At 69.7% G+C, this 13414-nt stretch carries 11 protein-coding genes; 3 read left to right on the forward strand and 8 right to left on the reverse strand.

Translation table 11 applies throughout. From position 1 onward, the window contains the following. The first annotated feature begins 27 nt into the window (after positions 1-27). Positions 28-1320, forward strand: coding sequence for a pyridoxal phosphate-dependent aminotransferase (locus B8W69_RS01805; protein ID WP_085288259.1), 1293 nt, complete (start codon positions 28-30; stop codon positions 1318-1320). Between the two features lie 32 nt (positions 1321-1352). Continuing rightward, entirely contained in the window at positions 1353-2618 is a 1266-nt protein-coding gene (locus B8W69_RS01810) for a YibE/F family protein (protein ID WP_085288338.1), read from the forward strand. Here the strand turns inward: B8W69_RS01810 and rfbA are convergent. From rfbA to B8W69_RS01825, 3 genes are read right to left on the reverse strand one after another with little or no spacing between them, the layout of a single operon-like run. Beyond that, positions 2560-3435, reverse strand: a complete 876-nt coding sequence (gene rfbA, locus B8W69_RS01815) for a glucose-1-phosphate thymidylyltransferase RfbA (protein ID WP_085288261.1) — start codon at positions 3433-3435, stop codon at positions 2560-2562. The two genes, B8W69_RS01810 and rfbA, sit on opposite strands and share 59 nt — an antisense overlap. A gap of 26 nt (positions 3436-3461) precedes the next feature. Beyond that, complete coding sequence (locus B8W69_RS01820) at positions 3462-3833, reverse strand: nuclear transport factor 2-like protein (protein ID WP_085288263.1); 372 nt, start codon at positions 3831-3833, stop codon at positions 3462-3464. Between the two features lie 29 nt (positions 3834-3862). Beyond that, the gene (locus B8W69_RS01825; RefSeq protein ID WP_085288339.1) at positions 3863-4618 is read right to left on the reverse strand and encodes a maleylpyruvate isomerase family mycothiol-dependent enzyme; all 756 of its coding nucleotides are present in this window, start codon (positions 4616-4618) and stop codon (positions 3863-3865) included. A gap of 309 nt (positions 4619-4927) precedes the next feature. Here B8W69_RS01825 and B8W69_RS01830 point away from each other — a divergent pair, with 309 nt between their 5' ends. Beyond that, positions 4928-5416: a class I SAM-dependent methyltransferase gene (locus tag B8W69_RS01830; RefSeq protein WP_245843023.1), complete on the forward strand. Its 489-nt coding sequence runs from the start codon at positions 4928-4930 to the stop codon at positions 5414-5416. Here the strand turns inward: B8W69_RS01830 and B8W69_RS01835 are convergent. The 5 genes from B8W69_RS01835 to B8W69_RS30450 all read right to left on the reverse strand — a co-directional run bounded on the left by B8W69_RS01835 (position 5413) and on the right by B8W69_RS30450 (position 13367). Then, positions 5413-6738, reverse strand: coding sequence for a UDP-glucose dehydrogenase family protein (locus B8W69_RS01835; protein ID WP_085288340.1), 1326 nt, complete (start codon positions 6736-6738; stop codon positions 5413-5415). The two genes, B8W69_RS01830 and B8W69_RS01835, sit on opposite strands and share 4 nt — an antisense overlap. A gap of 205 nt (positions 6739-6943) precedes the next feature. Continuing rightward, positions 6944-8410, reverse strand: a complete 1467-nt coding sequence (locus B8W69_RS01840; RefSeq protein ID WP_439330576.1) for a DUF7159 family protein — start codon at positions 8408-8410, stop codon at positions 6944-6946. 165 nt (positions 8411-8575) lie between these two features. Continuing rightward, a complete protein-coding gene (locus B8W69_RS01845) occupies positions 8576-9700 on the reverse strand; it encodes a DUF7159 family protein (RefSeq protein WP_085288267.1) in 1125 nt (374 codons plus the stop codon). Positions 9701-9876: 176 nt separating this feature from the next. Further along, positions 9877-11271 carry a DUF7159 family protein gene (locus B8W69_RS01850; RefSeq protein ID WP_085288269.1) on the reverse strand — a complete coding sequence of 465 codons (1395 nt, stop codon included), beginning with the start codon at positions 11269-11271 and terminating at the stop codon, positions 9877-9879. A 248-nt stretch (positions 11272-11519) separates the two neighbouring features. Then, on the reverse strand, positions 11520-13367 hold the full coding sequence (locus B8W69_RS30450) for a DUF7159 family protein (RefSeq protein WP_245843043.1): 1848 nt from the start codon (positions 13365-13367) through the stop codon (positions 11520-11522). Between the last annotated feature and the right edge of the window lie 47 nt (positions 13368-13414).

The raw sequence follows: 13414 nt of genomic DNA on the forward strand, positions 1-13414 counted from the left end.
GTCTTTCACGCTTGACAGCAAATTTCAGTGGACAGTGATGGCACCATTAATGGTGTGACCACCCATCACCTGCCCCTACACGCGTCGGGTCATCACCGGCCCCAACGCAGTTTCGTGCAGTCGTCGAAGCTTCAGGACGTCCTATACGAGATTCGCGGGCCCGTACACGCGCAGGCCGCGCGGCTGGAGGCCGAGGGGCATCGCATCCTCAAGCTCAACATCGGCAACCCGGCGCCGTTCGGCTTCGAGGCGCCCGACGTGATCATGCGGGACATGATCCAGGCCCTGCCGTACGCCCAGGGATACTCCGACTCGCAGGGCATCCTGCCCGCCCGCCGTGCGGTGGTGACCCGCTACGAGCTGGTCGACGGCTTCCCCCGGTTCGACGTCGACGATGTCTATCTGGGCAACGGCGTGTCCGAGCTGATCACCATGACGCTGCAGGCGCTGCTGGACAACGGCGACGAGGTGCTGATCCCGTCGCCGGACTACCCGCTGTGGACGGCATCGACCTCGCTGGCGGGTGGCACGCCCGTGCACTACCTGTGCGACGAGACCCAGGGCTGGCAGCCGGACATCGCCGACATGGAGTCCAAGATCACCGACCGCACCAAGGCGCTGGTCGTGATCAACCCGAACAACCCGACCGGCGCGGTCTACACCAGCGAAGTCCTCACCCAGATCGTCGATCTCGCGCGCAAGCACGAGCTGCTGCTGCTCGCCGACGAGATCTACGACAAGATCCTTTACGACGACGCCAAGCACATCAACCTGGCCACGCTGGCGCCGGACATGTTGTGCCTGACCTTCAACGGCCTGTCCAAGGCCTACCGGGTGGCGGGCTATCGGGCCGGCTGGCTGGCGATCACCGGGCCCAAGGACCACGCCGGCAGCTTCATCGAGGGCATCAACCTGCTGGCCAACATGCGGCTGTGCCCCAACGTTCCGGCGCAGCACGCGATCCAGGTGGCCCTGGGCGGCTACCAGAGCATCGACGACCTGGTCTTGCCGGGCGGGCGGCTGCTCGAGCAGCGCGACGTCGCGTGGAACAAACTCAACGAGATCCCGGGGGTGTCCTGCGTCAAGCCGAACGGCGCCCTGTACGCGTTCCCCCGGCTGGACCCCGAGGTCTATGACATCGACGACGACGAACAGCTCGTCCTCGACCTGCTGCTGCAGGAGAAGATCCTGGTCACCCAGGGCACCGGCTTCAATTGGCCGGCACCGGATCACCTGCGCATCGTGACGTTGCCGTGGGCCCGCGACCTGGCGGCCGCGATCGAGCGGTTGGGCAACTTCCTCGTCGGCTATCGGCCGTAAGCGCCCGCGCGGCCGCCTCTACGGTGGAGCGGGTGACGCACTCCCACTCGCACAGCATGCCCTCGGGCCCGTCAGCCGTTGATCCGTTGCCAGCCAGGATCGTCGTCGGGTTGCTGGTCGCGATCGGCGTGGCGGTGGCCGTCGGCGCCGTCGTGCTCTGGCCCAGCCGACAGCACGTCGACATCCCGATGCCGCTGCAGAACGCGGCCGGCGGCGCGGTGAGCACGCAGGCCGGGCACGTGCTGTCCAGCGGAACGGGCGACTGCGGCAGCCCGTCGGTCAGTCAGGTCCTCACCGGCGCGCCGCAGCAGGCCACGCCGGGCGCGGGACGCTGCGTCTTGACCCGGGTCTCGATCGATTCCGGCCCGAACGCCGGGGCCCAGACGCTACTGGAGTCCTCCCCCGGCCCCGGCCAGCCGAAATTCGCGGTGGGCGACCACATTCGGCTGGTCCGGCAGGTCGACGACCAGGGCGCCACCAGCTATGCGTTCTACGACTTCGAACGCGGCTGGGCGCTCACCGGTTTGGCGATCGCGTTCGCGGTGGTCATCGTGGCGGTGGCGCGGTGGCGCGGGCTGCTCGCGCTGGTGGGCATCGTGGTCGCGTTCTTGGTGCTGGTGATGTTCCTGCTGCCGGCGCTGCGCGACGGCGCACCCGCGGTTCCGGTGGCGCTGGTGGCGTCGGCGGCCATCCTGTACGCGGTCATCTACCTCGCGCACGGGGTCAACCTGCGGACCAGCGCCGCGCTGCTGGGCACCCTGTCGGCGCTGCTGCTGGCCGCCGGATTGTCCTGGGCGGCAATACAACTGGCGCAGCTGACCGGGCTGTCGGACGAGCAGAACAGCACCGTCAGCGCGTACCTGGGCAATGTGTCGATCGGCGGCCTGCTGCTCGCCGGGTTCATCATCGGGTCGCTGGGTGTGCTCAACGACGTGACGGTGACGCAGGCCTCGACGGTGTTCGAGCTCGCCCACCTCGGCGGCTCGCGGCGGGCGATCTTTCTGGGCGCCATCCGGGTGGGCCGCGATCACATCGCCAGCACGGTCTACACGCTGGTGCTGGCCTACGCCGGTAGTTCGCTGCCGCTGCTGTTGCTGTTCAGCGTCGCCAACCGCTCGTTGACCGACGTGTTGACCAGCGAGAGCGTGGCCATCGAGATCGCCCGCTCGGCCGTGGGCGGCATGGCGCTCGCGCTGTCGGTGCCGCTGACGACGGCGATCGCGGCGGTGCTGGCCAAACCTACTGAAACCGGCTCCGCTCCAACAGATCCAGCAGATAGCCGCCGTAGCCGGACTTGAGCAGGCTGTGTGCACGCTCGGCCAGCTCCTCGTCGGTGATCCAGCCCCGCCGCCACGCCACTTCCTCGGGGACGCTGACCTTGAGGCCCTGCCGTCGCTCCAGGGTGCGCACGAAATCGCTTGCGTCCAGCAGCGAGTCGAACGTCCCGGTGTCCAGCCAGGCCGTGCCGCGGGCCATCACCTCGACCGAGAGCCGGCCCCGGTTCAGATAGATCTGGTTCACCTCGGTGATCTCGTACTCGCCGCGCGCCGATTTCTTGAGACCCTTGGCGATTTCAATCACGTCGTTGTCGTAGAAGTACAGGCCCGGCACCGCGTAATTGGATTTCGGCGTCTTGGGCTTCTCCTCCAGCGACAACGCCCGGCCGTCGTCGCTGAACTCGACGACACCGTATGCCGACGGGTTGGCCACCCAGTACGCGAAAACCGCTCCCCCGCTGATGGATTGGAAGCGGCTCAGGCTGGTGCCCAGCCCCGGGCCGTAGAAGATGTTGTCTCCCAACACCAAAGCCACCGGCTCGTTGCCGATGTGGTCGGCGCCCAGCACGAAAGCCTGGGCCAGACCGTCGGGCTTTTCCTGCGTCACATAGGTGATGTTGACGCCGAACTGCGAGCCGTCGGCCAGCAGCCGCTGAAATCCAGCCGCGTCGTGCGGCGTGGTGATCACCAGGATGTCGCGGATTCCGGCCATCATTAGGGTGGACAGCGGGTAGTAGACCATCGGTTTGTCGTAGACCGGCAGCAGCTGCTTACTGATGCCCGTGGTGATCGGATGCAGGCGGGTGCCCGACCCGCCGGCCAGGATGATTCCGCGCATGGACAGCTCCTAATGCCTTGATGGGCCTATTCGATGGCGTCGGACTCGGTGAGCTCGGTGGCCGCCAGCGCCGACGCCAAGCTGTCGTGCCGGAACACCGACGTGACGTGGTCACGGACGACGCGGAACGCCAGCGCGTTGGTGCCCTCCCCCGGCCCGTCGGGGCTTCCCAGTTTTTGTTCGACGACGACGACACCGTCGTGCACATACATTTGACCGAGCTGCGTGGTCGCCCGGTGCGACGAGGCCCAGTTGCGCAGCGCCTCGTGGCCCTGCGCGGCACCGTGCGCGTCGCCGATCTCGATGTCGTCGCTGGATAACGCCAGCAACGTGTCGATGTCGGCGGTGTCGAGGGCGTCGTGCCATGCCAGAACGGTGGCGATCTCCGATGTGGTCATGGTGTGCAAGTTACCGTGCGGCCCCGCGGCTAGAGCGGCGTACGGTCCAACCAGCGCTCCCACACGGCGTCGTCGCCGAACAGCTCCACGCCGGTATCGGCCAGCGGCCGCCGGCGCAGGATCGCCAGCAACAGCTCGGTGGCGCCACCACGCAGCGCGGTGCTGCCCTTGCCGTGCTCGTGCGACCAGGCGATCCGGCCCTCCTCCACGGCGATCGTCCACTCGCCGGCTTCGCCCAGGCCGGGATCGGTGGCGTGCAGGTGCAGGGTGTCGCCCTCCTCGAGCGGTAGCGGCGCCCCCTGGCCGCCCGCCTGGATCGCGACCCGCTCCAGCCATTCGGTGATGCCGTCGGCGGCCACGCCGGCGTCCAGGGTGAACTCGCCACCCAGCGCGATCGCCGCGTCGGCCCGATGCACCGCGACCTCGTGCAACCGGCGCCGGACCCACCAGTTCGCCGGGCGCGACCCAAGGAACGTCCAGACCGGTGTTTCGACCCCGGTCAGCTCGACGGCGTCGATCAGCCGCTGGGCGCCGCCGTGCAGCCAGGCGATGGCGCCGGCGGGGTCGGGCGGCGGCTTGCCGCCCTCCACCGTGCGCGGGTCGAGGTAGCTGTCGAGTTTGTCGCGCACGATCTGCGCCGCCCAGCGGTCGCCGCGACCGACATGGCGGAACAGTTGCCGCAGGTTCCAGTCCGGGCAGGTGGGCACCGGCGTGGACTCGTCGGCATCCTGAAAAAGCTCCGCGAAGGCCCGGTTCTCGTCGAGGAATGCTCCGGCGTAGTCCACCCGCGTCAGGTTACCCGCCGGCACGGTTGCCCTCCGCTCCGGCGTGCCTTGCGATGACGATTGCGCGCACTACAGGATGTCAGGTACGTCGAGGCATGCCGGCCGTCCGGGTCGCCGAATGCCCTTGTCCCCGAGAGGTGCTCATGCCCGATGACCACGCGAGCCTTCCAATCGCTCGCACGGCGATCCGCGAGTTCTGGGAGCGTGAGGGCTCCGAGTACGACCAGCGGACCGCGCACGGCATCTCCTCGGAGCCAGAACGCCGACGGTGGGCGGACGCCCTGAGCCCGATCCCCCCCGGCGTCGCGGGTGCTCGATGTCGCCACGGGCACGGGCTTTGTCGCGCTGTTGCTGACCGAGCTCGGCCACGAGGTGACCGGCGTCGACGCGTCCGAGGCGATGCTGGCGCGGGCGCGCGCCAAGGCCGCCGAGGGCGGGGTGGCCGTCACGTTCGTGGAGGGCGTCACCGAGAAGCTGCCGTTCGCCGATGCGAGTTTCGACGCCGTGACGGCCCGACATTTCATCTGGACCGTGCTCGAGCCGGAGCGGGCCTTCGCGGAATGGCGCCGGGTGCTGGCCCCGGGTGGTTTGCTGATCGCCGACGTTTCGCTGAACCCACACGTGGCGGGGCATCACTACGCCGAGGATTTGGCGGCCAGGCTGCCCTTCCGCGAGATCCCCGACCCCGCACCGGTTGTCGACGCGCTGCGGTCAGCCGGGTTCGACGAGGTTGACGTCGAGGTTTCCGACGGCGGCGAGTACCAGCGCGCGGTGCTGCGCGCCCGGGCTGGACGCTAGGGTCGCGGGGCGCCCAGGCGGTAGACCCGCCAGCCCGCCTGCTGCCAGCGGGCGACGTCCAGGCAATTGCGGCCGTCGACGATGACGCGGGCGCGCACCCGGTCGGCCAGGTCGTCGGGGTCCATGTCGACGAACTGGCGCCACTCGGTGAGCACCAGCACCGCGTCCGCGCGCTCGCAGGCCTCCTCGACCGAGACCGCGTAATTCAGCGTCGGGAAGAGCCGCTGCGCGTTGTCCAGGGCCTTGGGGTCATAGACGTTGACCGCGGCCCCGTTGAGCTGCAGCTGACCCGCGACGTTGAGCGCGGGTGAGTCACGCACATCGTCGGATTCGGGCTTGAACGCCGCACCGAGCACCGCGACGTTGGCGCCCAGCAGCGAGCCACCGCAGGCCGCGCTCGCCAGTTCCACCATCCGGGTACGGCGGCGCATGTTGATGCTGTCCACCTCGCGCAGAAACGTCAGCGCCTGGTCTGCGCCCAGCTCGCCGGCGCGCGCCATGAACGCGCGAATGTCCTTGGGCAGGCATCCGCCGCCGAAACCCAAACCGGCATTGAGGAATTGGCGTCCGATCCGGGGGTCGTAGCCGAGCGCGTCGGCCAGCAGACTGACGTCGGCGCCCGCGGCCTCGCATACCTCGGAAATGGCGTTGATGAATGAAATCTTGGTCGCCAGAAAGGCGTTGGCGGAAACCTTGACCAGCTCCGCGGTCTGCAGGTCCGTCACCAGGAATGGCACCCCGGCCTCGAGCAGCGGGCCGTACAGCTCGCGCACCGCGGCCTCGGCGCGCATCGAATCCTGTTTGACTCCCAGCACGATCCGATCCGGGTGCAGGGTGTCCTGCACGGCATAGCCTTCGCGCAGAAACTCTGGGTTCCAAGCGATTTCGACGTCCACACCGGACGGCGCCAGCGCCGCCGCTCGTTGGTTCAACTCGGCGGCGGTGCCCACTGGGACCGTCGACTTGCCAACCAGCACAGCCGACGTCGTCAGCCGCGGCACCAACGCATCGATGACGGCGTAGACGTGGCGCAGATCCGCGCCGTACTCGCCCTTCTTTTGCGGTGTGCCCACCCCGAGGAAGTGCACGTCGGCGAAGTCGGCCGCCATGTCGTAATCGGTGGTGAACCGCAGCCGACCCGCGGCCAGGTTCTCCTTCAACAGCTTTCGCAGGCCGGGCTCGTAGAAGGGGATGTCACCCCCGGCGAGCTTGGCGACCTTACCCGGGTCGATATCGACCCCGAGCACGTCGTGTCCCAGTTCCGCCATCCCAACCGCATGGGTGGCACCGAGGTAACCAGTGCCAAACACGGTGCATCGCATACAACCGGTGTAGGCGGTCGCCATGAGCTGATTGCATCACGGGGTTGAGCGGGAGGCAAACGGCAGATGACAGGTGACTGCCAGCAGGCCTCGTGGCGATCGCGAGCGCGGCGCAACCGGGCGAAGCGGGTCGCCACCACCCGGCCTCGTGGCGATCGCGAGCGCGGCGCAACCGGGCGAAGCGGGTCGCCACCACCCGGACTAGCTAGTGGCGACCGAAGCCTCCGTGACCTCCGCCGAAGCCGGGGAAGCCGCCGCCGCCATGGCCACCGCCACCACCGGGGAACCCGGGGAAGCCGCCGCCGCCGTGCGGCCCTCCGTCACCGCCGCCGTGCGGGCCGAAGCCGCCTCCCGGTGGTCCACCGAAGCCCGGCCCACCAAGGCCCGGGATCGGCAGCGGAATAGGCACCGGGATCGGCGCCACCGCGGGCGGAGGGGGCGGCGGAGCCGCCGGCGCCGGCGCGGGGGCCTCCGGCACCGGAATCGGAGCCGCCGGGGCGGGTGCGGGAGCCGCCGGCTCCGGAGCGGGCGCCTGCGGAACGGCCTCGGGAGCCGGAGCCTCGGGAGCCGGGGCGGGTGCCGCCGGCGCGGGTGCCTGCACGGGGGCCGGCGCCGCTGGAGCGGGGGCCGGCCGGGTGGGCGCGACGACGACGTTCTGGTTCGGGTTCGGCCGGACGCCGGCCGTCGGCCGGATGGCGATGGCCAACGACACCACCAGTGCCACGACACCGATGACGAAGATTGCCGCGACCGCGCTTCCCACCATCCGGAACGAGCTGCGCCCGTGGTAGCCCGCGTCGACCAGCGCCGTCGCGGCGGTCTGCGAGCCGGTGAAGAACTCGTCCGGGTCGTCGGGCACGGCGCTGTAGGCGAGTCCGTCCGCGCCGACCTCGCCCGGGTTTTCGAAGTAGCCCGGCGCCACGGCGAGCGGGTTAATCGCGCCGGTGCCGGGATCCTGCGCGTAGGCAAGGGCCGCGGTGGACGACGAGAACAGCGGTGCGTGGGCCGACGCCAGCGCCGCGCCGCGGGCCAGGGCCGTCTCCGGCTCCTCGGGCGCGCTCAGCGGCAGGGTGGTCGCCGCCTCCAGGGCGGGCTTGATCAGCGGGATGTCGACGCCGGAGCCGACGACGAACACGGCGTCCGGGCGCGTCTCCAGGTTCTCGGCGGTGGACACCATCGCGGCCAGCTGGGCGACCGCCGCCTCGTCATCGTCGGGCAGGGCCTGCCGCTGAACGTTGGCGATGGATCCGTCCGCGCTGTCGACCACCGCAAGGGTCGCGGTGTCGGGCTCGATGTAGAGCAGCGCGGTCTGCGCGTAGTTGGTCTGGTGGCCGACGGCCTGGGCCAGGGCCGCCGCGGCCAGGAAGGCCGAGACGAGCATCACATTTTCGACTTTGTGGGCGGCCAGCTTGTCGCGCAGGGCGGCGGCCTCCAGGGGGTCGGTGAATGTGACGCCGGTCGACGCCAGTTGGTAGCCGCCTTCTGCTGCGCCCTGACGCGTTCCCAAGATGGCGGAGACTACCTGGTCCGAGGCGGTTACCGTTGCTGCATCTGCGGCCGCGGCGACGTCGAAATTGTCTTCATCGACGGTCACGCCGTCGCCGTTTTCCCCCTCGACCAGCACCATCCGGACTGCCGTCGGGGCCATCGACACACCAAGTACGGTGTCCAAAGCTCCTCCAATAGTCGTTTGCTAGCCATTCACGGGCGGGGCGGGCTCGTCGCACGATGTGGTGGCACGAGGCATCCCTAATTCCCCACCGGTATTCCCCTAACGACCCGACTTTACGCGCGTCCGGCGATCGGGTGGCGGCCCGGGACGGGGCCCACGAGCGGGCTACGGCGACGGAATTTGCGTCGGAATTTGCGTACCAAGGTGGCGGTGCAGCCAGTCATCCCAGTGTTGATGGTCGCCGGAATGCGGCGAGGGTTGCACCGACGGCGCGGGGGCGTGCGGCGGGGCCGCCGGCGCGTCCGACGGCGGGGGCGGGCCCGGCGCACCGGCGTCCGGATTCTGCGGGGCGACGACGTCGGTGCTCACGTCGGGCTGCTGGTCCGCGTGCGGGCCGATGCCGAAGGCCAGTGCCAGCGCCAATGCCACGATGCCGACGACGAAGACCGCGGTGACGGCGGCGATCGTCAAGATCGACTTGCGGCTGCGCGGCTGGCGCAAGGCAGCGGCCGGGTGGGCGTCAGAGGCTGGGTCATCCACGGCGCTGTAGGCGAGTTCGATCGCGGCGGCCGACGAAGTCTGCGCAGCCGGCATCGAGACCGTGCGGGGCGCTCCCAGCTTCGCGTTCGCCGCGGCCAACGAGGCGCCCCGCGCCAGGGCCATCTCGGGTTCCTCGGGCGTGGTGACCGACAGTGCGGTCGCGGCCTCGAGCGTCGGCTTGATCGACGGGATGTCCACCTCGGAGCCGACCAGGAACACGCCGTCGGGCCGCGCGCTCATCGACTCGGCGCCCGAGACCATCGCGGTCAGCTTCGCCAGTGCGGCGTCGTCGCTGCCGGGCAGTGGGTGCCGGTGTACGTCGGTGACGGTCCCCTTCGAGGTGTCGACGACCGCCAGAGTCGCGCTGTCCGGCTCGACGAGCAGCAACGCGGTGCGCGCCCAGTTGGTTGCGCTGCCCATGGCCTGCGCCAGCGCCGCGGCGGCCATGACCGCTGAGACCAGCATCACGTTCTCAATCTTGTGGGCCGCCAACGCGTCTCGCAGCGCGGCCGCCTTGACGGGGTCGGTCCAGCTCACTCCGCTGGATCGGAGCCGGTACCCGCCCTGGGCCGCGCTGTCGCGGGTGCCGAGGATGGCTGCGACGACGTGATTCGCTGCGGCGCTAGGGGTTTCGTTGCCGGCGACGTTGAAACCGTCCTGATCGACGGTCACCCCGCCGGCGGCCTCACCTTCGATGAGCACCATGCGGACCGTTTCAGGCGCCATAGACACGCCGAGTACGACGTCCATCGCTCCTCCAAATCGTCCAATTGGTTGCTGCGCCATGCCAGGACAGCCGCGTTTCCACCACCTCGGGGGCTCGCGATTTGAGAGTCAGCCGGACGTACGAAGAGTTCTGGCCACGGCCACACCCCGATCTGCCAGCCTAGCGCGCCCGGTCAGATATGCGCGTGAAGCGCGACACGCTACCGGTGGCCATGACCACCACCGAAACCGTGGCCGCCACCGAAACCGTGGCCGCCACCGAAACCATGTCCTCCACCGAACGGCCCATGACCGCCGCCGAACGGACCGCGGGGGCCGAAGGGCCCGTGGCCACCGCCAAGCCCGGGTACCGGTAGCCGAGGCGGCGGAACGAACACGGGCGGCGGCAGGACCGGTAGGGCCGGGGCGGCAGGAGCGGCGGGAGCCGGCGGCGCGATGGGACGCGGCGCGGCCAGCGGCCGCGGCAGTTCGATCTTGGGCTGCGCCTGCACCGGCGGACCGGGGTTGAGCGGGGCCGGCGTGGGCGCCGGGGCGACGATGTTTTCGTTGGGGCTGGGCCGCAACGCCACGGTCGGGCGAATACTGATCGCCAGCGCGATTTCCAGCGCCACCACCGCGGCGATGAAGATGACCGCCAGCGAGCTGCTGACCAGCAGGACAGACTTGCGCCGACGCGCGCGTTCGTCGAGACCGATGAGGGTTTTGGCGTCGGCGTCATCGTCCGCCACGGCGCTGTAGGCGACGTTGGTCTTGCCCTTGTCGACATCGGCGGCCAGCGCCGCGATGTGGCTGCGGTATTCGGGCTGATAACCGGGCAGCAGGCCGGGGTACTGTCCGGCGAGGACCAGCGGGTCGACCTCGCCGGTGCCCGGATCCAGCGCGTAGGCCAGCGCGGCCGTCGACGACGCGAACAGCGGCGCATTCGCCGACGCCAGCGCGGCTCCTCGGGCCAGGGCCATCTCCGGCTCGTCGGGCACGGACAACTCGAGCGAGGTCGCGGCCTCCAGCACCGGCTTGATCAGCGGGATGTCGACGCCGGAACCGACGAGAACCAGCCCCTCGGGGTGGGTTTCGAGCGCCTCGGCGCCGGACGCCATGTCGACGAGTTCGGCTACCGCTTGGTCCTCGTCCTCCGGAAGGACCCTGCGGCGCACCTCCGAGACGGCGCCGTCAGCGGTGTCGACGACGGCCAGGGTTGCGCTGTAGGGCTCGACGAAGAGCAGCGCGGTGCGTGCGTAGTTGGTGGCGTCGCCGACGGCCTGCGTCAGCGCGGCCGCGGCCATGAAGGCCGAGACCAGCATGACGTTTTCGACCTTGTGTGAAGTCAGGGCGTCACGCAGCATCGCCGCTTCGACGTGATCCGTCCACGTCACACCCGTTGACAGCAGTTGGTAGCCGCAGTCGCTGGCGCCTTCCCGGGTGCCGAGGATCGCCGAGATCACTTCGTCGGGGACGGTGCCAGGCCTGGCGGTGCGCTGGGTGTCGACGTCGAAGTCCTCCTCGTCGACGGTGACCCCGTCGGCGCTCTCGCCTTCGACGAGCACCATGCGCACTTTCGTCGGCGTCATCGAGACGCCGAGCACGATGCCCACCACCGCTTAAGCTCCCCCTGCCCAGTTTGCTGTGTTGCTCGATGCCCCCATCGGCAACATCACTCTTTATTGATGATCCCCAGGAATTTCCTGCCACAGCAGAGCAAGGGCAGCATGCCCGCCTACATTGCTGGGCTGATGAAATTCTGGCGGGTGAGGCGGGATCTTTTGGCCAGCCTCAATACCCCGACCCTACCCGTGTGATTTCGCAGGGAGTAAGCGCGATTGCTGTGGGTTGGTTGGCAAACGGGTTAACGGTGCCCGCCGCCGCCACCGCCGAAACCGCCGCCGCTGTGACCGCCGCCGAAGCCGCCGAGACCGCCGCCGGGAGCTGGAGCGTGACCACCGCCGAACCCGCCGAACCCGCCGAACCCGCCGAACCCACCACCGCCGCCGGGAGCTGGAGCGTGACCACCGCCGAACCCGCCGCCGGGCGCGCGAGCGTGCCCACCGCCGAACCCGCCCGGACCACCGGATCCCGGCGTGGGGACATGCCCACCACCCAGGCCGCCCGGACCACCCGATCCCGGCGTGGGAACGTGGCCGCCGCCCGAGCCGCCGCCGCCAGGACCGCCCGATCCAGGTGCCGGGACGTGGCCACCAAGACCACCCGAACCCGGCGTCGGGACGTGCCCGCCCGGTCCGTTCTCACCGGGCGTCGGAGAATGCCCGCCGCCGTAGTTACCGGGGCCGCTCGGCTTGGGCGGGGTGCCTTCGCCGGGGGGCGCTTGGTGCGGGGGTGACTGCGGAACGGTGACCTGCCGGGGCTGCGGCAGGTGTACCTGGGGTTGCGGCTGCACCGGTTGCGGGATGGACAACCGCGGGGCTTCGAGTATCGGGGGACTCACGACCGGGTTGGGAAGCGGAATATGCACGGGCACCGGGACCGGCACCGGGGGAACCACGACGGGAACCGGAACGATCGGGGCCGCGGGCAGTGCCGGGGCCGCCGGCGGCGGAACCGCGGGCAGCGGCGCGGCGGCCGGTGGACTCAACGGCCGGGGCGCCGCCGCCGGGGCGGGCAGGCCGATCTTCGACAGCGGTTCGGACGCCTGCACCGGCGCGGGGGCCGGCGCCTGCGCGGGGACGATGAGGTGCTGCCCGGGAGTGGGCTGCAGGGCAACGGTTCCCGTGGTGCGGATGCCGATCGCCAACGCGATCTCGAGCGCCAGCACCGCGCTGATCCCGACCACCGCCAGCCCGCTGCCGACCAGCAGGACCGGCCGCCGCTTCGGCTGGCTCTCTTCGGGAAGGAAGAGCTTCTCGATGACGACGGTCGGTGAATCGGCGTCGTCGTCACCCACCGCGCTGTAGGCGAGCTCGTCGTCGCCGGCTTCCCGCCCGAACGGGACATAGAGGTATTCGGGAAGGGAGTACTGGTCGACCGCGCCGGTGCCCGGGTCTTGCGCATAGGCCAGCGCGGCGGTCGACGAGGCAAACAGCGGCGCGTTCGCCGACGCCAGTGCCGCCCCACGGGCCAGCGCCGTCTCCGGCTCCTCGGCCACACTCACGTCGAGAAACGTTGTCGACTGCAACACCGACTTCAGCGGAGCGACGTCGATGCCCGAGCCGACCAAGAACAGGCCGCCCGGCAGGAGTTCCAGCTTCTCCATCCCGGCGACCATCGCGCTGAGCTGCTCGGCGGCGTCGCCGTAGGACTCGGCGTGGATCTGTTGTTTGTAGACGTCCGGGATGGAACCGTCGGAGGTCTCGACGACCGCCAGCGTCGCGGTACCGGGCTCGACCAGCAACACGGCGGTGCGCTCGTAACCCATTGCGCCGCCGACATTTTGCGCCAGCGCGGCCGCTGCCAAAAAGGCCGAGACCAGCATCACGTTGTCGATCCGGTGGGCGGCCAGCGCGTCGCGCAAGGCTGCGGCTTCGAGTTGATCCGTCCACGTCACGCCGATCGATGACAGCTCGAGGCCGGCGTCGATCGCGCCCTCGCGGGTGCCCAGGATGGCGGAGATCACTTGATCGGGCCCGGTCGTCGTAGCCGCGTCGTCGACGTCAGTGACGTCGAACGAGTCCTCTTCTACCGTGGCGCCGTCGGCGTATTCGCCTTCCAGCACGACCATTTGGATCGACGACGGTGCCATCGACACCCCGAGCACGATATCCAATACAAACCCCTCCAAAGGTATTG

The sequence above is a fragment of the Mycolicibacterium vulneris genome, from assembly GCF_002104765.1.
In the GTDB taxonomy this organism is placed as follows: domain Bacteria; phylum Actinomycetota; class Actinomycetes; order Mycobacteriales; family Mycobacteriaceae; genus Mycobacterium; species Mycobacterium vulneris.